General features: G+C 45.5%; 15 protein-coding genes and 1 riboswitch. Of the genes, 8 read left to right on the top strand and 7 right to left on the bottom strand.

What is annotated here, in order from left to right:
• The first annotated feature begins 59 nt into the window (after window positions 1–59).
• On the top strand, window positions 60–362 hold the full coding sequence (locus AYJ58_RS21070; RefSeq protein WP_006080221.1) for a DUF3622 domain-containing protein: 303 nt from the start codon (window positions 60–62) through the stop codon (window positions 360–362).
• 395 nt (window positions 363–757) lie between these two features.
• A complete protein-coding gene (locus tag AYJ58_RS21060) occupies window positions 758–1,942 on the top strand; it encodes a DUF3103 domain-containing protein (RefSeq protein ID WP_106651604.1) in 1,185 nt (394 codons plus the stop codon).
• 99 nt (window positions 1,943–2,041) lie between these two features.
• Here the strand turns inward: AYJ58_RS21060 and azu are convergent, their stop codons facing one another.
• From azu to rihA, 3 genes are all read right to left on the bottom strand, one after another.
• Window positions 2,042–2,518: an azurin gene (gene azu / locus AYJ58_RS21055; protein ID WP_106651603.1), complete on the bottom strand. Its 477-nt coding sequence runs from the start codon at window positions 2,516–2,518 to the stop codon at window positions 2,042–2,044.
• 293 nt (window positions 2,519–2,811) lie between these two features.
• Window positions 2,812–3,723, bottom strand: coding sequence for a ribokinase (gene rbsK, locus AYJ58_RS21050; protein ID WP_106651895.1), 912 nt, complete (start codon window positions 3,721–3,723; stop codon window positions 2,812–2,814).
• A 19-nt stretch (window positions 3,724–3,742) separates the two neighbouring features.
• Window positions 3,743–4,699 carry a pyrimidine-specific ribonucleoside hydrolase RihA gene (rihA, locus tag AYJ58_RS21045; protein ID WP_106651602.1) on the bottom strand — a complete coding sequence of 319 codons (957 nt, stop codon included), beginning with the start codon at window positions 4,697–4,699 and terminating at the stop codon, window positions 3,743–3,745.
• Window positions 4,700–4,933: 234 nt separating this feature from the next.
• Between rihA and AYJ58_RS21040 the strand changes: the two genes are divergently transcribed.
• From AYJ58_RS21040 to AYJ58_RS21030, 3 genes are all read left to right on the top strand, one after another.
• Window positions 4,934–6,376, top strand: coding sequence for a hypothetical protein (locus tag AYJ58_RS21040; protein ID WP_106651601.1), 1,443 nt, complete (start codon window positions 4,934–4,936; stop codon window positions 6,374–6,376).
• 204 nt (window positions 6,377–6,580) lie between these two features.
• On the top strand, window positions 6,581–7,249 hold the full coding sequence (locus tag AYJ58_RS21035) for a hypothetical protein (protein WP_106651600.1): 669 nt from the start codon (window positions 6,581–6,583) through the stop codon (window positions 7,247–7,249).
• A 136-nt stretch (window positions 7,250–7,385) separates the two neighbouring features.
• Window positions 7,386–7,618: riboswitch (cobalamin riboswitch) on the top strand.
• 109 nt (window positions 7,619–7,727) lie between these two features.
• Window positions 7,728–9,689 (top strand): TonB-dependent receptor, encoded by a 1,962-nt coding sequence (locus AYJ58_RS21030; RefSeq protein WP_106651599.1) that lies wholly within the window; start codon window positions 7,728–7,730, stop codon window positions 9,687–9,689.
• A 59-nt stretch (window positions 9,690–9,748) separates the two neighbouring features.
• Here the strand turns inward: AYJ58_RS21030 and AYJ58_RS21025 are convergent, their stop codons facing one another.
• Window positions 9,749–10,963 (bottom strand): hypothetical protein, encoded by a 1,215-nt coding sequence (locus AYJ58_RS21025; RefSeq protein WP_106651598.1) that lies wholly within the window; start codon window positions 10,961–10,963, stop codon window positions 9,749–9,751.
• A gap of 678 nt (window positions 10,964–11,641) precedes the next feature.
• On the opposite strand from AYJ58_RS21025, the gene AYJ58_RS21015 reads away from it, so the two are divergent.
• A complete protein-coding gene (locus AYJ58_RS21015; protein ID WP_006080230.1) occupies window positions 11,642–12,370 on the top strand; it encodes an HDOD domain-containing protein in 729 nt (242 codons plus the stop codon).
• A 101-nt stretch (window positions 12,371–12,471) separates the two neighbouring features.
• On the opposite strand, the gene AYJ58_RS21010 is transcribed toward AYJ58_RS21015, so the two are convergent.
• Entirely contained in the window at window positions 12,472–13,377 is a 906-nt protein-coding gene (locus tag AYJ58_RS21010; RefSeq protein WP_106651596.1) for a LysR family transcriptional regulator, read from the bottom strand.
• 200 nt (window positions 13,378–13,577) lie between these two features.
• Between AYJ58_RS21010 and metE the strand changes: the two genes are divergently transcribed.
• Window positions 13,578–15,848, top strand: coding sequence for a 5-methyltetrahydropteroyltriglutamate--homocysteine S-methyltransferase (metE, locus tag AYJ58_RS21005; protein WP_106651595.1), 2,271 nt, complete (start codon window positions 13,578–13,580; stop codon window positions 15,846–15,848).
• A gap of 225 nt (window positions 15,849–16,073) precedes the next feature.
• On the opposite strand, the gene queG is transcribed toward metE, so the two are convergent.
• A complete protein-coding gene (gene queG / locus AYJ58_RS21000) occupies window positions 16,074–17,276 on the bottom strand; it encodes a tRNA epoxyqueuosine(34) reductase QueG (protein WP_106651594.1) in 1,203 nt (400 codons plus the stop codon).
• A gap of 176 nt (window positions 17,277–17,452) precedes the next feature.
• Between queG and AYJ58_RS20995 the strand changes: the two genes are divergently transcribed.
• Window positions 17,453–18,250 (top strand): substrate-binding periplasmic protein, encoded by a 798-nt coding sequence (locus AYJ58_RS20995; RefSeq protein WP_106651593.1) that lies wholly within the window; start codon window positions 17,453–17,455, stop codon window positions 18,248–18,250.
• Here the strand turns inward: AYJ58_RS20995 and AYJ58_RS20990 are convergent.
• Entirely contained in the window at window positions 18,247–20,169 is a 1,923-nt protein-coding gene (locus tag AYJ58_RS20990) for a GGDEF domain-containing protein (protein ID WP_106651894.1), read from the bottom strand. The genes AYJ58_RS20995 and AYJ58_RS20990 overlap by 4 nt on opposite strands.
• Window positions 20,170–20,289 lie beyond the last annotated feature (120 nt).

Below are 20,289 nucleotides of genomic sequence, written 5' to 3'. Positions count from 1 at the left end.
AGCGTTTGGTTCGCTTGATAAGACAAACGTGACAAGCATCATTTAGGAAATAGAGCAGAATGAGCAAGGGCAAAAAATACGATTTTCGCGTGACACAGGGCGACAAAGGTTGGAAAACTGAAATCACTCGTCGCATGACATCAACTAAAACAGTTGTGTCTAAGAGCCATGATGGTTTTGCGACCGAAGCCGAAGCGCAAGCTTGGGGCTTAACAGAATTACAAGTGTTTTTAGGCACGTTAACTGAGCGCAACAAACGTCGTTCAGAGAAACAAGCTAAAGCAAAATTAGCGGCAGCATTAGCGGCTGAAGCGGCAACCGATGCCGAAGATCTTGATGAAGATGATTTCGACGAAGAGTAACACTCATTCGTTTAAACTTGTCTTATCAAGCTAGTGTGACTGTTAGGGCGCGCATGACGCGTTCTGAAACGTCACTCTGGCTATGAATAACAAAAGGCGGATCTTAGGATCCGCCTTTTGTGTTTTTGTCGCTCAACCTCGATGAGCTTATCAACTCATTTCTTCCTGTTCCTTCATGTTCTCTCTGCACATTTTGGCCGATTTAAGGGCGTTATCATTATTATTCTGTTTTTAGATAACTCTCTTGTTTTTGGCGAGTTTCAGCGTTATTGCGTATTCTATACCATTAATGAATAACGATAATTATTATCATTTGGTTTACTTGGATTCGGGTCTGTGGTCATATGTAGAGAATTCGAACACGCGTTTAATTTTATTAAGGTAAGGGAACTCCTATGAAACTACTTCAATCCAGTTTATTGCTGTGTTTGTCGGCTTCGGCAACCCTGAGTTATGGCCAAGCCTTAGATGGAGAGGCGTTACGCTTGCTACAAGCGTCGCTAAAGGATTCTACTTTGGATGCACAAGCTCAGTTAACTAATACTAAGCGGGCATTAGCGTTAGATTTAAGTCATCAATATGCGCAGCTTGCGCCTATCTTACAGACTGAAATAAACCAGTATCAGTTGGCAGTGAATGCCGATGAGATTCTGTCTCAACATAGGCTCAATGATAATGTGATTACCCAAGCCGATGCGTCGATTCGCCGAGTGAAGGGCTTAAGTGCTAAAGCGGATTCTCTGGTGCAAGTGCGTCTAGCAGATGAAACCATGTTAACCCCATGGCAGCAAGGTGAGTCGCCTTTATTTGCCTATGAGCCCGATGGTGACGAGCGTCAGTGGGATTATATTGAAGCCTTTGATATTCATGGACAAGTGCATCAATTAGACGTGTATAACCTACCGCAGCAGCCGGTGTTTGTGGTCGGTATTGATAGTAAAAAAGCTTTTGTGGCTGGCTTAGAGGTAATGCGGGCGACGTTTGCCGAAGCACAATCGGCGAAAAAGGAGGGCGTGCTACTGAGCCGTGCGCAAACACAGGCGGTGGCAGACAAGCCGATTTCAACCACAGTGATCAAACAAATATCCTTGAAGGATGATCATGAGCCGTGGATTTCTGGTCGTGCCGAGATTTACGGCATAGTGACTGGGGTTGACCCGAGCCGTGAAGAACCTGTGCTCGATATCGTCGAAATGCCCTATTTAGATTATGCGGATACGACCTATTATCCGAATCAAATCATCATCCATTGGGAGCGTTATCGTTGGGCGGCTGCGGACATGATCCTAATGGAGCATGACGATGGCACTAACTATAAAGTGTTGGCCACTAAGTTGTTGGAAGCGGCGGAGCAGATCTTAAAGTCGATCCCCGATCCTGAAGCTCAGGGTTATGCGCTGATCCCGCAAATCACCAATGGTATTTTAAGTGTGATGCCGGATGCTTGGTTCACCAATGACGATGACTTTGTCGACGTGTATTACACTTTACAGGAAGGGGTTGAATATCCTAACTTGAATGGCGCTAACGGTAATGCGATGACGAGCTTTGCGCCATTAGTTATCCAACCAAGGCCCTGATGAATTATTACGGCTAAATGCAATGGCTGGAATGTAAAAGCGGATCCTAAGATCCGCTTTTGTGTTTTTATCACTTAACGTTAGGCTAAGCCATTCACCTTAAGCTTTTAGCTTGAAACTACCTTGCATAATCGCCCAGTGGCCTGGGAAGCTGCAGAAGAATTGGTAAGCTTCGGTAGCGCTCATGCCAGCAGTGCTAAAGGTGATAGATGTTGATTCGCCGCCGCCCACTAATGGCGTGTGAGCGATAACGCGAGTATCACCCGCTTTAACATAGGCTGCATCAGGACCGGCACTCATACCTTCGGTCGCTACGGCTGACATATCGGCTGCCTTAGTTAATACCCAGTTATGGCCCATCGCTGCTTTTGGCAAAGTGCCTGTGTGGGTTAAGGTTAAGGTCACTTCTTTACAGCTTGCAGGTACTGACAGCTCTTTAGTGTCAAATTGCATTGCATCAGTGGCGGCAATTTTCAGTTCACATTCGTTGGCACTCGCTTGGCTAGCGAATAATAATCCTAGGCCAATTAGGCTAGTGCTGGTCACGTTACGTAAAGCTGTGCTTTTTGCTTTCATCTGGTACTTCCTTAGTTGAACAAGGGTAGCCGAGTCCTTTTGACTCGGACATGCGCCTACCAGAATAAGCAATCTTCATTAAATGGGAATGAAATCAGCGTGTAAATTATGTATATGCAACTTTAGGTTGAAAGCTTGCATCGTTATTGGCGGCAAAATTGTTAGCGGTAAACATAGGTGAGTACTTATTTGGAGTGAACTAAGTACTCAGGAACTATTATTTATGTGTTTGATTTATAAATTATAATTTTTTGTTCTAACGCAGGGCGTCTACTTCAGAACGTCTTACGTTTTTAGTACGAAAGCTCCTGTCGATAGGGAATCGCACGTTGTGCGCCTGGGCGAGTGACAGTAATGGCACTGGCTGCATTGGCAAATCCCACGGCTGCAGCAATCGACATGCCCTCGCTTAAGCCCACAACTAAGGCGCCATTGAAGGTATCCCCTGCGGCGACTGTGTCTATGGCCTGCACTTCAAACGCAGGTATTAGCCCATTAAAACCTGGGCTGCTGATAAATGCGCCACGGCTACCTAAGGTAATGACCACAATCTTTACTCCCTGCTGGTGGAGAAGTTGCGCTGCCATGTGTGCATCATCAATATGGTTGATCTCAACTCCCGTTAATGCTTCTGCTTCGGTTTCATTGGGGGTAATAATATCTACCCACTTGAGTACATCTTGGCCAAGTGCCGTCGCTGGAGCAGGATTTAGTACAGTCGTCACGCCAAGATTCTTGGCTATTTGCAGCGCCTTTGCCACTGTGGCAGCGGGCGTTTCCAATTGTGTTAACAAGTACTCCGCATTAGCAAACAGGGCGTAATGAGCTTCTAAGTCATCGGGTGAAAGGCTGGCGTTGGCACCTGCGGCAACGCCAATCGTATTCTCACCGTTATCACCGATAAAAATCATGGCAGTGCCAGTGCTCAGTCCGGTTATTTGGCGGATCCCTTCCGCACTGATGCCATCTTTCATCCAGCTTTGACGCATATCATCGCCGATACTGTCTTGGCCGAGATGGCAGATAAAATCAGTGCGTGAACCTGATTTGGCTAAGCGCGCGCAGGCGACGGCTTGATTGGCCCCTTTGCCGCCCTGTTCGAGGCGGTAATCTCGGCTCATTAAGGTTTGCCCTGCAGCGGGCAGGTACTCAAATTTCATCACATGGTCGGCATTTGCACTGCCGATAACGAGTATCTGGCTCATAGAAGACTCACTGTCATTTTTATCTGCGATTGAGATAAGTTGCATCATAGACGCGTAAACTGTCTACCAGTAAATCGACAAAGCCTTGCCTATCGATCCCAAACAGCACAGTCGCATTGGCGGCTTTACCTGTGAGCTGATAGCGATCGACCACTGTCATGCCTAAGGTTAACTCACTTTGGCTTTCAATCCCGACCCAACAATCTTGTGCTTCAAACAGTTCAGGTTTAAGCAACCAAGCGATAGTGCAGGGGTCGTGCAATGGCGCACCAATAAAGCCCCATTTAGGATCTCTGTGGTAAATCATAAAGAAATCCAATAATTCGGCGACGCACTGAGCAATTGGATTTTGAATTGCGCGAATGCGTTCTATGTCTTCATCCATGATTTGCGCCTGATGAGTCACATCGAGCCCACACATAGTGATGGGAATACCTGACTTAAAGACAATATCGGCGGCTTCGGGATCGACAAAAATATTAAACTCGGCGGCAGGCGTCCAATTGCCGACACCGGCTGCGCCGCCCATTAGCACAATACGCTCGATTTTAGGGTGTAGCTCGCTGTGACTCGCCAGTAAAAGGGCGATGTTAGTCAGCGGCCCAGTAGGCACTAAAGTCACTGGCTGAGAGCTTTGGCGGATTTGCTGCGCCATCAGTTCAACGGCTGTTATGGCTTGTGGACTGAAGCTCGGTTCGGGTAATGCTGGGCCATCGAGGCCAGTCTCACCGTGAACATTGTCGGCGATAATCAGTTCACGTGTTAGCGGCTTAGTGGCACCGCCTGCGACTGGGATATCACCACGGTTTAACAGGGTTAAGATCCGCAGGGCGTTGTTGAGGGTTTTATCTGGGGTTTGATTGCCAGCGCTAGTCGTGACGGCAAGGGGAACGAGGTCTGGGTGAGCTAAGGCTAAGATCAGCGCGATAGCATCGTCATGGCCGGGATCGCAATCAAGAATGATGTGACGAGTCATACTGTTACTCCTTTAAACAGCGGTACCGGATGCTTAGAATAGCATGCCATAGGTTAGGCGCTAGCCTGTGGAGGGCACTTGCAGAGTAAACTGTGAGCATTTTCGTCTTTTTATCAACAAGCTGCTAGAATTCTGCCCATTTTTGACATTAGGCGATGTTAGGTTATTCCATCTTCGCTCTGTCTGCTGCACAACATTGAATGACATCTCCAAGCAAATACAAGGAAATAAGTAATGCTCACTCATCGAATCACTTGGCCTAAGGCTTTACTCGCGGGCATGGTTGCCATGCAAATCTCTGGCTGTAGCGATCCTCAACCTATGGCCGTAGTGGAAAGTAATAACGAGTCATTGCTGCAGTTTGATAACGGTAAACTCATCCAATTTAAGGAAAAACCGAGTCCGCAGTATCGTCATATTCCCTGTGATTTACCCGCAGTAAATACCGTTGTAACAAATGATATGGCAGTGGCTGCTATCACCCCCAATGGTGATGTGGTCACTTGGGGTAATAGCTTTAGTGGCGGCGATAGTCGCGAAGTGACTGCGGAGCTTAAACAGGTTAAACAAGTCGTGCCTGTAAAGGAGGGGTTTGCCGCCCTGCGTGAAGATGGCACTGTGGTGTATTGGGGGCGAGCGGGGAAATTGAGCCTCGACAAAGTCCTGCAAAGTCGAATGACAAACATCACTAAACTCTATGCTAATCGTGAGGCGGTAGCCGCACTCGATGCCAATGGGAAAGTGCACACTTGGGGTTATGGTCCCGAAGGCGGCAATAGCCAACATGTGCAGGATAAACTGTTTGATGTCGTGGATATTTTTGCTGAAGGACGAAGTTTTACTGCTCTTAAAAAAGACGGAAGCACTGTGATTTGGGGGCAAGTTGAACGGTCAACCAATATGAAAAAGCTGCTGCCACAGTTAATGGATGTTGTGAGTGTTGAATATACCCAAGGAACTTACGCAGCTCTAAAAAAGGATGGCAGCGTCGTGACTTGGGGGCAGAGTAGTGATGTTTATTCTATTCGCAGTGCGCTACTGGATGTCGCGAGTATTACGTCAAATAGCTGTGCTTTTGCAATCTTAAGTCCAACGGGTGAGGCGCACTTTTGGGGCAATGAAACGAACTGTGGTATCGATTGGCTCAAACAAACGGATATTAAAGGCGTGAACAGTATTGTCAGTGTTGGCACGGGATTTTTGTTGCTGCGTGACAATGCCGTACCGCAAATCCTGGTCGATGATAGTGACTACGCCTATCTATATGGTTTTCACTATGCTCAAGATATTCTCAATCGGTATTGGCAGGAGGGAAGCAAGATCATCCCAGGTTCGGCATCATTTGTATTTACCCGTCCTGATGGCAAAGTCGTGCCAGTAGGTTATAGGGCTAACCTAGAAAATGTTGAGAAGCTCATAGCGCGTATTCCACGATTAACTTGGTTAGCGAAGGCGGGTGAGGGGTATGTCGGGATCAGTGAACAGGGAGAGTGGGTCTCTTGGTCGATGAATAACGAGATGTTTGCCAAATCTCCGCTACCGCCTGCCGATTCGTTGGTAATAAAGCCGCTGGATTTTACCCCTGTTGCCCAATGCGAAACGCCAGAGCAAAGACTGGTGATTCTGAGTCAGGAAAGGCCTAAACCTGAAGTAAAAATGTGGTTATTTAGCGAATAGCACTAACCTTTTTACCGTTACTGTGCAGATAAACGGAATATTTCCCTGTTATTCAAGCCGTGATAGTGATTATTTCTTTTAAAGTGGCAGTTAATATAACTTTTTGACTGTTTTCAGCGAAGGTTCTTCGTTAGAATGCTGGGTGTTTTCTGTTCAATTTCATGATGTCGTATTAATTATAAGTGCGATACAAGGATGATAAGTATGAAATTAGCATTGTGTTCACCTATTGGATTGTTTCAAGGTGCCAGTGTGTTATTACTCTGCAGCTTAATTGGCTCAGAGCCAGTTCAAGCCACATTAGATATAGCTCGGAGCGAAAGCGGCGCTGCTCATACCCATGTATTGCCGGTATTTGGTCAGCAATTAGGGTTCAATCTGCCTGCGGGCTGGAAGCAGGCTTATCATGAGGAGCAAGCAGGCATGTTTATGGCAGAATATGTGCCTGAGCAGGAAGCATTAACCCAGTGGAGTGCACTATTTTGCGTGCAGGGCTTTAAGGATATGGCCGAGAGTATTAGCCCAGAGCGTTTTTTAGATGCGATGGCCCAGACCTATAAATCGACCTGTGACGGCGAAGTGGTGTACCAGAAGCTCGGCGACACTGAAGTTGATGGACACGAGGGATTTAGGGCTATTTTAGGCTGTACAGCCATGCCCAATATCCACAATGCCACGCAAGTGAATCCCAAAGCCTATGCTTCGATTCCTCAAGGGGAAATTGGCTACTATACGGTTGTCAGTGGCAATAAAGATTTGTATCTACTGCATAAGTCGATGCGAGGTGCCGTTTTTTCTGTCGATAAACCACCACTGCAGGCAGATAATAGCCAAGATTTTATCTCCGCTTTAGTCCCATTCTCCTTGAAGTAGACTGTAGACGTTCGCTTGAGTTTGATGGACTTTCATCCGTATAGACGTCTATAATGCGCGCGCTCAGGCTCTATAATGTGCTGAGCCTTAAGGGAGTATCGCTGTTTTATTGATGGCTGTGCCCTATGAATCAAATTTTTAGTCAACCTTCTGAGGTGCTTGCGTGCGAAAGCCGCGAGATAATCGGGAAGCCAGTGAAATTCTGGCACTGCCCCCGCAACGGTAAAAGGTGAGAGAAGACCGCGTTTGATTGGTGTGTTCAAGACAGAGCCCGATAGTCAGAATGTTAAAGGTCAGTCTCGCGTTAATTCTATTTTTACGGATTAACATAGCCTAAGTCCGGAGACCGGCCCTAAAGGTGTTTTTGAGATTTCGGTGGGCAGATCTCAAAATGCGATAGTCACTGTCAGTATCTTTTACTGAATGAACAGTATCGTGGCGCTAATGCCCCGTTTTCCTTGCAGGAGTTAAAGGTAAAATGGGAACAAATCCAACCAAAATCGCGCTGCTGATCGGTAGCCTTTGCAGTTTTTCCGTTATCGCGCCCGCTATGGCGGCTGACGCTACCAGCACAGCGAAAGTCGACGAGCATCTTGTCGTGATTGGCCGCTCTGACAATACCCCGTTAAATATTGCCGCGAATGTGAATGTGATTGACGCTGCGGCGATTGAAATGAGCGGTGCCACTAGTGTGACTGAGGTTTTACGCGGTCAAAGTGGTATTCAAATTTCAGATAATAACATCGGTACTAGTTTTGCGATGCGTGGCTTTAGCGCCAGCACTGCTGTGAATAACACGCTGATTTTACTTGATGGTCGTCGCCTCAATAATATCGATATCGCAGCTCCTAGTCTTAATGCCATTCCGCTTAACCAAGTCGAACGCATCGAAATTTTATCGGGTAGTGCGGGTGTGCTTTATGGTGACCAAGCGGTAGGCGGCGTGATCAATATTGTCACTAAATCCCCTGAAAATACCGGCGGTAGCGTACAGTTATCCGGCGGCAGCTTTGATACCTATGAAGGTCGCGGTGATGTGTCTGGCGCGATCAACAAAGATTGGCGTTACTTTTTCACCGGTAGTTACAACCAAGGTGACAACTATCGCAAACATAATGCTAACGAAACCGGCTCTATTCTTGGCCGCATTCAATATAAAACGGCCACAGACTCGTTCTTCGTTGAAACCAGCTATTACGACGATGACCGTGAAAATCCTGGCTCGCTTACTAAAGATCAATTTAAAGACAACCCACGTGACTCTGGGAACCAGAAGCAATATTCTCACGAAATGACCACTGCGGCGCGTACGGGTTACCAGCATCAGCTCAATCAAAACTGGGCGCTGGCGGCGGATTTAGATTACAGCGATACCTTAGTGTCTTCTTTTAATTGGGGGGCGAACAGCCATAATACACGCTCACTGTTGATGTTTAGCCCTAAAGCGTTAGCGAGCTACAGTACGCGTCAAGGTGAGCTAAACCTAGTCACAGGTTTAGACATTAGCCGTGGTAAGGCTGATTTTGACACTATGGCGCGCAGTAATGTGCAGCAAACACAAAGTGCTTACTTACAAGCCACTGTGCCATTAAGTCATACCCTAAGTTATGTTGTGGGTGGGCGATATGCGCGGGTGACCGACGAGTTAGTCGATCGCAAAGTTTATCCTAGTGGTATCGATTTAGATGAAGATGCTACTGCATTCGAGTTCGGCCTAAACTACCGTCCTAATACAGATCACAGATTCTATCTACGTGGCGATGAAAACTTCCGTTTTGCCAAAGTGGATGAGCAAGCTTATACCCCTAAAGATGTGTTTGGCTTAAAGCCGCAGACGGGCCGCTCCTACGAAGCGGGTTGGGATTGGACTCTCGCGAGCCAAACTCTACGAGTGAGCCTATATCGTCTCGATTTGGAAGATGAAATCGTGTTCGATCCTAGCGCGGAGACACCTCCAAATGGAGATTTTCAAGGCGCTAACGTCAATGCCGACGCTTCTCGTCGTTATGGCGCGAGTGCCGATTGGGATTGGCAGGTGACTAAAGCGCTGCAGCTCGGGCTAGAGTATAACTATATCGATGCTGAATTTACTGACGGTATCAATGATGGCAAAGAGCTGTCTTGGGTGGCAAAACACACAGGGCGCGGTTATGTCAGCATGGATTTTGCTGAGCATTTCCAGGTGTTTGCCGAAGCTATCTACACGGGTGATCGTTTTATTGAAGGCGATAACGGCAACGAAGGCGATAAGCTGGCAAGTTACGTGCTTGGTAATTTAGCCTTGAACTACAATCGTGATGCTTGGCTTGCCAGCCTGCGTATCGATAATGTATTCGATAAAGATTATGTCAGTGCAGGTTATTACGGTGGCGATTGGGGGGATAGTTATTACTCTGGTCGAGGCCGTGATATTCGTTTAACCCTTGGTTATCGTTTTTAATATCTGACTACATAAGCTATTTTGCAGCCTTTAAATGAATATAAAGGCTGCTTTTGCTATTATCTATTCTTAAATTGTTTATCTTGTTCTTCTTTATTTAGCGGTTTAATACCAAGATAATATTCATAGCTATTTTTATCATTATTATCGGCAGATATCTCATTTTTATTATTAACTTCTTTCGATGTGTTGTCTTCTTTGTTTGCATACATAGTTAATTTAGGCTTAGTCTGTTTAGACTTGGTCTCCTCTGCAGCTGACTTATTCGCTATACTTTTAATCTCTTCATTGTCAGTAGCGGGTTTGTCTTCTATCTTGCCAAATTTATAGTTAAAAATAGCATTGGTTTCTACTGTTTCAATGGTTGATTTTTTCATGGTTTTGTATGATGCGACAATACCATGCTTACCTAAGGTAACTTCGGGATAAATTTTCTTACCTGTACCAACCTTTGCACCATCGACATACCAGTCTGCATCAACGTTGCTCGTTAGGGTAATCACTGTGGACTTAAGGCCCAGTTTTTCATTGAGTAATGATTCTATTTTGTTGTTATATGACGGCTTAAACGTCATGTTAACTCTATAATGCAGTTCTCCATTCATATTCATACTAGCATCAATAACCTTGTATGATAGTAGTACACTTTTATCGCTAAGGAATGGATCTGAATTAATCGTATTTTTAACTGTATACTTTTCGGTATCTTTTAAACAATCATTTATAGATTGAAATTTAGAACAAGTCATAGAGCTTTCTAGGTCAATTGACTTAACACTATCAGCACTGGATAACTCAGCAACAATACGATTAACTATTTCTTTTTTTAATGCAAAAAGTTGTGCGCTTCTTTGAGTTCGTTGACTATTAACAATTTCGTACTGTTTTAATATATCTTGATAGTTTTCTTTGTTTTTAACTTCGTCTTCGACCGATTTCTTTTCAAGTGAATCAATGTTCTTTACTAAGGTTTCGATTTCTTTGAAGTAATTACTCGGGTCACTTTCTGTTAAAATGGCATTGGGTAATGCCAATATTGCCTTGTTATAATGCTCTTTCTCGTTTTTGATGTTTGTTAATAGTGATTCATAATCATATTCACTTTTCTTATGATTAGATAAGCGGTCATTAATAGATATTAACAAGTTATCAATATCAAACTTTTGTTCGATTTGGTTTACTGATTGGTTTTCAGTTGCAGTTATCAACTCTAAGGCGTACGAGTTACTTGCACACAAGCACAACAAAGCAATGGTAAATTTACTGTATCTCACGTTTCTCTCCGATATTTTATCTGAAACAGTCAAAACAGCTTACTATTTCAGTGCTTTGAGCAAAAAACTCTACGTTTGGGCCATGATACTTAAGTTGATTTTTCTTTTCAAATGGATTGTTTGTTTGCCAATTCCAAATAAAGATATTTCCACTTTGATATCAGTTTGAGGCTCAATTGTATCCTTTGATTGAGTCATCTTATATTGGCAAGATTCTCATGACCATGATACTAAATGATGCTCATTACAGAACAATTGTTGCTGAAAATTGTGGTACTAGATTGATGAGTAGTAATGAGCTAAAAGTCGACTATGTAGCGGGAATGCTATGCTTCAACACTGATGTTGAATTGGTCATTGTAAGTGAGAGGCATATTGCAATGAAATGCGAATGGGTGTCGCTTACCCTCGTTGTAGAAATAGAGATAAATCATTAGACGGACAGGCTCGTGACGACTTGAAGAATGGAAATGTTAAAATTGTTTTAAAACATGGGATTATATCTCCACCTCCAGCACCTTATTTGCTTCACCATTTGATGTTACATACAAGGTAGTCATTTTTTATTCTTTTCGTTAGGCTATTGTGCGACTTAGTACTGAAATTCTTTAAATTTTGGGTATGATGTGAAGAGTAACCGAATCATCTTATTGTTAATAAACAGGTGCAAAGTGTCTTATGACTGATCTTGAGCAACAGGTTTTTACTCAAGTTAGAGCTATCATAGCGAATGAAGAGCAAGTGATTGGCCGCCGAGGGATTTTAATACCACTCAAAAAAGCGATCCTTGCTGAAGGCGACATTCGTAACGTGATCGACATCATCTCGAGTGACCCCGCATTGGCGGCGCACATGCTAATGCGCAGCAATTCCGCACAGGCATCAGGGGTGATTAACCCTAAGACTCGCTCCTTGAAAGAAGCTTTAGTTCGCTTAGGTCAAGTGAATATCTATCGCTATGCTTTTACGTTTTATCTGCAAGAGCGTCTCGATGAGCTGCCGCAGCCCTATAAAAAGTTGGTCCAAGGTTATTGGAAGTTGACTGAAGATATTGCTACGGATGCGGTGGACAGTTTAGCGGAGATGGAAGGCGTCGAGGTTGATGCTGATGAAGTGCAAACCTTGGCCCTGTTCAGTGTGTTCGGCCAAATTATCGCGCTCACGGCCTTTGCGTATTTAAATGCTAATGCCGAACAATCATTCCCTTTAAGCGTAATTAAGTCATTGATTGATAATCAACAGCAGACATTGACGATAGAATCATTCGAAGCGTTAGATCTCGATCAGGACTTGCGTCAAGAGTTTATGATTGCCCATAATTTGCGTCAGACCCGTAATTCGAATTCCCCTGGTTTAATCCTGCGCCGCGTATTGTCTATGCGTGGTCTATTGATGAATCCACTGTAATATTTAGATGCGATAAATAACGGTTTGAACGAATAAAATAACCATTTAATTCAATAAAAAAAGCCTGCATTCGTAGGCTTCTTCATTTGATTTAACCGGCATTAATTTGTCTTCTGCTGGCGAGATAAACCTTCACTCGCCACCAGTTGTAACCAATTTTGGATCAATGTTGAGTTACCACTATGGCGGCGATAGGCGCCAAATAGAGGCCGTTTTAAGCCTTCTTGTCCTAGCTTTACCGTAGTAAGGCTTAAGCCGTGACCTTCATTTATCGACCAGTTCGGCAGGGCAGCGATACCATCTTTGCAGGCGATACGTTGCAATAACATCATGGTTAAATCACAGGTTTTTTGCTCACCCGCTTCTATACCCGCAGGTTCTAAAAAGTGGCGATAAATGTCTAAACGCGTCAGCGGTACGGGATAGCTAATTATCGGTAAACGCGCTAATTGCTTAGGGGTGACATAGGGCTCTTTCGCTAGCGGATGATCTTTAGCAACCACTAACTTTACTTCAAAATCAAACAAATGCTGATAAGCAAGTGAATGCCCAGGCACAGGATCTGAGGTCAGCACTATATCCAGTTCGCCCATTTCTAGGGCATTGAGCGAGTCAAACAAGTGACGGCTCGACAAGTCTAACTCGGCTTGGGGATGTTCTTGTCTAAATTGCTCCATCACAGGCATTAACCAGCGAAAACAGCTGTGACACTCAATGCCGACACGTAACTGATTGGTTTCGGTTTCAAGGCCATTCTTAAGATCTGTCTCGGTTTCTAGCACCTTAGGCAAAATCTCTTCCGCGAGATGAAGCAGACGCGCACCTTCTTGGGTGAATGACAGCGGCTTACTTTTACGCACAAAAATAGGCGAGTTAATCCTTTGCTCCAACTCCTTTATTTGGTGGGAGAGGGCGGATTGAGTGACAAAACGTTTTTTGGCTGCGCCCGCCAAACTGCCACTTTCCTTCAGGGCCATTAAGGTTCGCAGATGTCTTAGTTCGATCATGTTCACTCCAGGTGAATTTCGCTCATGTTGTGCTTGAAATCAATTCGGTTGCTGGAATAGAGACTAACACAATAAACTTCTAGACGTCCAGACGCCCATTGTTATTTATCAAGGCGGAAATACTGAAAAGTGCCAAGAGAACACAATCTGGTGGGTGCAAGTGCCGAATTTGGCTTATCTCAAATAAAGGAAGATAGGGTATGCAATTAAATAGTCTTGGGTTTCCCCGTATCGGGCGTCGACGTGAATTGAAATTTGCCTTAGAAAAATACTGGCGTGGTGAGAGTACTCAAGCCGAATTATGTGAAGTAGCGAGTGAACTGCGCCGTACCCATTGGCAGTGGCAAACCGCAGCGGGCGTCGAGCAAGTGCCCGTGGGGGATTTTGCCTTTTACGATCAAGTATTAACCCTGAGTGCGACCTTGAATGCCATCCCTGAGCGTCATCGTGGTGAAGGCGCTATCGATCTCGATACCTTATTCCGCGTTGCCCGCGGCAGAGCGCCGACAGGCCAAGATGCGCCAGCCTCTGAAATGACCAAATATTTCAATACTAATTATCATTATTTGGTGCCAGAGCTGACGCAAAACCAAGAGTTTTCGATTGCTTACGAGCAGTTTTTTGATGAAGTCAGCGAAGCGCAAGCGCTAGGCTATAAAGCAAAACCTGTGCTACTCGGCCCTGTTAGTTACTTGCACCTTGCTAAAACTGTGGGTCAAGAGTTCAATAAGTTAAGTTTATTGCCTAATTTAATAACAGCTTATGCTGACATCTTGGCGCGTTTCGCCGCCCAAGGTGTGGAATGGGTGCAGTTAGATGAGCCTGTGTTGGCATTAGAGTTAGACGCGCAGTGGCAAGCGGCGATGACTAAGACTTATCAAGCGCTAAGCACTGTAAACGTCAAGGTTCTTTTGGCGAGTTATTATGGCGGTATTGCGCATCATCAAGCCCTAGTATCTGCCTTGCCAGTGGCTGGTTTGCACTTGGATTTAGTCACAGCGCCAGAACAACTGGCTGTATTTGCAAATGCGTTGCGCAGTGAGCAAATTTTGTCGGTGGGCGTGGTTAATGGCCGTAACGTGTGGGCGGCAGAAATCGATTTGATTGCCGAGCGTATTGGCGCAGTGGCGCGTGATTTAGGCGATCGTCTGTGGATTGGCACATCATGTTCATTGCTGCACAGTCCAGTCGATTTAGATGTTGAAGTCAAACTATTACCTGTGCTGCGTAAGCAGTTAGCCTTTGCTAAGCAGAAACTGTTGGAATTGAGCAAAATTCGCCAATTATTGTTGGCGCCTAATTCGGATGAAGCACAAAAAATCAGTGCTTTTTGTATCGCTCGTCGTCAAGCCAAAGCACAGGCTGCGGATAAGCAAGTGATTGAGCGTGTTGCGGCATTAACCACTGCGGATTACGAGCGTGTCAGTGATTTCAGCGTACGCCAAAGGGTGCAGCAGCAAAAATACCGTTTACCCCTGTTACCCACTACGACCATAGGTTCGTTCCCGCAAACACCTGCTATTCGAGGATTACGCAGCCGCTGGCGTAAGGGCGAGATAAGTGATGCTCAGTATACTGAGCAGTTACAGCAAGTGACCCGCGATACTATTGAACGCCAACTAAAACTGGGTATCGACGTACTCGTGCACGGTGAAGCCGAACGTAACGACATGGTGGAATACTTTGGCGAGCAGTTAGCTGGCGTTGGTTTTAGTAAAAATGGCTGGGTACAAAGTTATGGCTCACGTTGTGTTAAGCCACCCTTGATTTACGGCGATGTGAGTCGTCCAAAAGCTATGACAGTCGAGTGGGCTGAGTTTGCCCAGAGTCTTACCGACAAGCCCGTAAAAGGCATGTTGACGGGGCCTGTGACAATTCTGCATTGGTCATTCGCCCGTGAAGATATCAGCCGCGATGCGATTGCGACACAACTGGCGCTGGCGATTAGTGATGAAGTGGTCGATTTACAAAATGCGGGGATTGGCATTATTCAAATTGATGAACCTGCCTTCCGTGAAGGTTTGCCATTGAAACAAAGTGAGTGGCAAACCTATTTAGATTGGGCGGTGAATGCCTTTAAACTCAGCGCTGCTGGCGTGACTGATGAGACTCAAATCCACACCCACATGTGTTACAGCGAGTTTAACGACACGATTGCCGCGATTGCTGCCATGGATGCTGATGTGATCACAATCGAGACGTCGCGTTCGCGGATGGAGTTACTCAACGCCTTTGAAGATTTTGAATATCCAAATGAAATCGGCCCCGGTGTGTATGACATCCACTCACCAAACATCCCAAGTGTGGAGGCCATGGTGCAGTTAATCGAGAAAGCCGCGCAGAAAGTCCCCGTGCGTCAATTATGGGTCAACCCAGATTGTGGCCTAAAAACCCGAACTTGGGATGAAGTTGAACCTGCATTGAAAAATATGGTTGATGCAACCCGCGTACTGCGTCGTCGCCTTGGCTAATATCACTGCTTGAGTGAGAGTATTTAACTGAACTTATTGAGCTTACTCAGTAAAAAGACACCGGATGTTTATGCCTCCGGTGTCTTTTGTTCGCTGCGAATAAGGGAAACGCCACTGTCTATTGGCAATGTTTAATATCAAGGTTCAATAGACGTACGGAGCGAATAACGATTCTTAGTTTAGGCTAATTAATCAGTAGTAAGCTATTGATAACCTTGTTAGATGTTAAGCATCTCGTGGTAAGCCTTTTTTGATAATACGCACCATGCGTTCAGTCTTGCGGCGTGCTTTTTGTTGTTCAATTGCTGCGATATCGGCAAGGCGCGATTGCTGCGCATTGAGCGCCCACTCGATATGTTCACGCACTATCTCATCGATATCGTCACTGTTATTGCGGGCGTTAAGTGCGGCAATAATACTTGGGCTTGCGGGGGCGTTACCCAGTGCGACTGCGATATTACGTAACCAGCGTTTATGGCCAATGCGGCGAATGGCGCTGCCTTCAGTTTGTTTAAGAAACTCTGCCTCGCTCCAAGCAAAAAGGCTGAGAAGATCGGGCTGTTTTAACTGCGGGCGAATATGGAAGTCGGTTTCGGCGGTGAGCGGCGCTTGGCGATTGATGGGGCACACGAGCTGACAATCATCGCAGCCATAGATGCGGTTGCCCATAAGTGGCCTAAATTCTTCAGGAATGGCGCCTTGCAGCTCTATGGTGAGATAGGAAATACAGCGTCTGCCATCAACCACATAGGGTTCTACGATTGCCCCTGTTGGGCAGGAGGTGATGCAGGCGACACAAGTATTGCAGCCTTCTTGAATGGGAATATCCACAGGCAGAGGCAAATTGATCAGCAGCTCACCTAAAAAGAACCAACTACCCGCCTCATGGTTGAGTATGAGTGAGTGTTTACCTGTCCAGCCGATACCGGCTTTTTCGGCTAATGGGCGCTCAAGCACGGGTGCTGAGTCGACGAAGGGGCGAAAGTCAGCGGCATCGAAACCGAGAGACACTAGCTCTGCACTGATTTGATCCCCCAGTTTTTTAAGCCGAGCGCGGATCAACTTGTGGTAGTCGCGACCTCCCGCATAACGGGAAATATAACCTAAGTTGGGATCGGTGAGATTCGTAGCAAAGCCAGCTTCGGGTGGTAAATAATCCATCCGTACGGATATCACCCGCACTGTGCCTGGATGCAATTCTTGCGGGCGAGCGCGCATCATGCCATGGGTGGCCATATACGTCATTTCGCCATGAAACCCTTTGTCTAGCCATGCTTGGAGTTTGGCTTCTTCGGCCGTTAAATCTGTATCGCAAATGCCAACTTGTGCAAATCCGAGTGCTTTTCCCCACGTTTTTATTTGCAGCGCTAGCCGCGACAGTGTGCTGGCATAGGATTGATTAGGGATTGGATTGGCTAAAGTCGACATGGATTCATTGCAGCGAGGCTCTTGGCTAGGTGGCAATATGATAGCAAGTTTTCACTTGTTGCGGACGAGTTTACTCAGTGAGCATGAATGAGGCGCGATTTTCTTTAGGCAATATGTTTATTTGCAGCTGAGATTGAGTCTATGATTAGGTTTAATGTTTCGCTTTTGGTATCAGTATGCTGAGTGCGTTTTCTCCTAGGGCATTTTTTCTTGCGATGAGTCTGTTAGGCCTAATGCCTAATCTTGTTTTTGCTGCGCCTGATAAGTTGAAATTGGTGACCGAAGCTTGGCCTCCCATGAGTTACGAGCAAGATGGCGTTCCCCATGGTTTTGCAGTGGACTTAGTGAATACCCTGCAATCGAGACTGGGACAGAGCGAGAAAATCGAGGTGTTACCTTGGGCACGGGCGTATTCGATTGCCAATACTTCGGCGAATGTCTTACTTTTTGCGACGTCTATTAATGACGAGCGTGAAGAGCATTTCGATTTCATTGGTCCGATTGCAACCAGCAAAATTGCTTTGTATGCGAGGGCGGCAGATCCCATAGTGCTCGAGCAACTTGCTGAACTGCAATCTAAAGATATTGTCGGGGTTTATCGAGAATCCGCTGGAGCACAGCTGTTACAACAAGCGGGTGTCGATAACTTACTGGTGGCGAGTTTTCCACAGCAATCGGCAAAGCAGTTACTGTTTTCTCGAATTCGTTTCTGGTGCCAAGCGGATCTTGCGGTTAAGCAGATATTAGAAGAGGTTGGCGCAAGTGAGGCCGATATACGCCAAGTGTATGTCGTATCTGAGATTAATCTGTACTTAGCTTTTTCTAAAGGGACCTCGGCGGTCACGGTCACGAGTTGGCAAACAGAGCTTGAGAAAATGAAAGACTCAGGGGAATTTAGTCGTTTATATCAGACATGGTTTGGTGCTCTGCCACCGCCCTTACAGCATCAAGTGTTTTGGCATAAAAGTGTTTAACTCTCTCTCGCAGCCTCATTTTTGGCGGCTTTAACACAATTTCTTCCCGCATTTTTAGCCTCATAAAGGGCGTCGTCTGCCCGTTTCAGTAGACTGGCAAAGTCTTTGTCTTGATAGGTGTTGTCACTATTGGGCTGCGGCGCTAAGGTTGCGACACCTGCACTAACGGTCAATTTGAGTTCAGCCGGTAAATCCTCAGCGCCTAGACGACTAATTTGAGTTTGCAACTGATGGGCAAGTTCACAAGCACGTTCAGCATCTGTGTTGGGTAAGAGAATTAAAAACTCTTCACCACCGATACGGCCAATAAGATCTTTATTACCCGTTAGGGCTTGACTTGCGCTTGCGATCGTCAGTAAGGCGCGATCGCCCAGTTCATGGCCGAAGTTATCGTTAATTTTCTTGAAGTGGTCCGCATCAAAGATAATCACCGAAAAAGGGCTTTGTTGTTTTAAGGCTTGCTGAAAATACTGCGCGGCTTGGGCATAAATATGCCGACGATTAGGGAGCTTGGTGAGGTAATCGGTGAGGGCTATGACCTGTAGTTGGCGATTTCTCTGCACTTGTTTATACGCAAATATCGACACTATTGTTAGGATAAAGCCCGTCAATAATAAAATGATGTGTTGCAATGACTTATTCTTCTCAAGCAGCGCGAGTTCTTGTTCTTTAAGGTTTTGGTTTTCAATCAAGCGCTGATTTTCAGATTCAATCCTAGTGGTATCAAACTTCATTTTTAATTCTGTGGTTTGATGTGAGAAGGAGTTGTCATCGACTTTTTTGGTGAGGGCGACAAATTCCTGCAGTGCGCCATAGGCCGCAGGTAAATTATTCATCGCCGCATAGACATCACTTTTCAGCTGTAATAGTTGGGTGAGTCCCCGATCATTTTGCAGAGTTCGAAAGGCTTTTTCCCCTTGTTCGAGTTCGGTAAGCGCTTCTTTATAACGTGCTTGTTGAAACTTGATATTGGCCGTAAAGAGTTTCATAAAGCTATAAGCGGCATAATCTTTTTCGCTAATCACAGCTGCGGCTTCAGTTAAATATTTTTCCGCTTCATTAAGACGATGGAGTTTGATTAAGCTAAAGGCAATGTCCGTCGCCATAGTGGCGGCCACTTTTTCTAGCTGATGTTCCTTAAAGTATTGATAGCTGAGCAAGAAGTGATCAATAGCTTGTTGATGTTCACCCAGTTCATCTAAAGCCAGACCTATTTCTGAGGTGACATACATTGCCTGCTCTTGGTTATTGTTTTTTAAATAGAGTGCTTTGAGTTTATTGTAGTAACGGATTGCACTTTGGGGATCGCCATAACGTCTAAAGCTGGTGGCCATATCGGCAAGATTGATGTTAGCCCAGCCGGTTAAATTCAGTGACTCGTAGAGATCTTGTGCAGTTATCAGATCGTCTAATGCCGCAGAAAAATCGCCAATATAGGAATACAGAGCGCCGCGAAGGCTGCGTGAGTCGGCAATGAGTTTAAGATCCTCATGCTCATAGGCACGCTTAACGCTGAGGTTATAGCCTTCCATTGCGCTATCTACATCACCATTTAACTGCAAAAACCAAGAATGACAAAGCATGAGGTCGGTGATGAAATGCGCGGAAGCCGTTGGTGGAATAAGGGTGAGTGTTTGACTCGTATTCTTAACTGCCTGTGCTATGTCTGTATCCGTTTCGGCGCTTTGATCCCAGCATTTCAGTAGCTGTAGCTTTTCATTGCGGAGTATATCGTCGGTTGCAATCAGTTTGCTCAATAACGCAAGATCGTTGCTAATTGCTTCGCGGGTCATGGGTTCACCGCTTTCAAATCTCTCAAATATTTTATCAACCTGAGTCTGTTCTTCTGCCATAGCGAGACTGAGCGGCAGTAAGAGCAGCAACAAGGTACATGATAAGTATCGGAATGGACGTAGCAAAAAAGGTTTCCTGTTCGCATTAAAATCAATAGCTAATAATGAGCTTAGCATAACTTGTTTGTTCATTTTGAATATAGATGTATCGCAATTTTGCATTCGGCTAGTGATCAAGGTATAAAC

Source organism: Shewanella sp. Pdp11 (assembly GCF_002838165.1).
Lineage (GTDB): Bacteria > Pseudomonadota > Gammaproteobacteria > Enterobacterales > Shewanellaceae > Shewanella > Shewanella hafniensis.
Note: the sequence above shows the minus strand (reverse complement) of the source record. Positions and strands in the feature narration are given on the sequence as shown.

Coding starts and splice junctions, on each gene's coding strand:
- AYJ58_RS21070 (WP_006080221.1), top strand. CDS start 60: ATGAGCAAGGGCAAAAAATACGATTTTCGCGTGACACAGGGCGACAAA.
- AYJ58_RS21060 (WP_106651604.1), top strand. CDS start 758: ATGAAACTACTTCAATCCAGTTTATTGCTGTGTTTGTCGGCTTCGGCA.
- azu (WP_106651603.1), bottom strand. CDS start 2,518: ATGAAAGCAAAAAGCACAGCTTTACGTAACGTGACCAGCACTAGCCTA.
- rbsK (WP_106651895.1), bottom strand. CDS start 3,723: ATGAGCCAGATACTCGTTATCGGCAGTGCAAATGCCGACCATGTGATG.
- rihA (WP_106651602.1), bottom strand. CDS start 4,699: ATGACTCGTCACATCATTCTTGATTGCGATCCCGGCCATGACGATGCT.
- AYJ58_RS21040 (WP_106651601.1), top strand. CDS start 4,934: ATGCTCACTCATCGAATCACTTGGCCTAAGGCTTTACTCGCGGGCATG.
- AYJ58_RS21035 (WP_106651600.1), top strand. CDS start 6,581: ATGAAATTAGCATTGTGTTCACCTATTGGATTGTTTCAAGGTGCCAGT.
- AYJ58_RS21030 (WP_106651599.1), top strand. CDS start 7,728: ATGGGAACAAATCCAACCAAAATCGCGCTGCTGATCGGTAGCCTTTGC.
- AYJ58_RS21015 (WP_006080230.1), top strand. CDS start 11,642: ATGACTGATCTTGAGCAACAGGTTTTTACTCAAGTTAGAGCTATCATA.
- AYJ58_RS21010 (WP_106651596.1), bottom strand. CDS start 13,377: ATGATCGAACTAAGACATCTGCGAACCTTAATGGCCCTGAAGGAAAGT.
- metE (WP_106651595.1), top strand. CDS start 13,578: ATGCAATTAAATAGTCTTGGGTTTCCCCGTATCGGGCGTCGACGTGAA.
- queG (WP_106651594.1), bottom strand. CDS start 17,276: ATGTCGACTTTAGCCAATCCAATCCCTAATCAATCCTATGCCAGCACA.
- AYJ58_RS20995 (WP_106651593.1), top strand. CDS start 17,453: ATGCTGAGTGCGTTTTCTCCTAGGGCATTTTTTCTTGCGATGAGTCTG.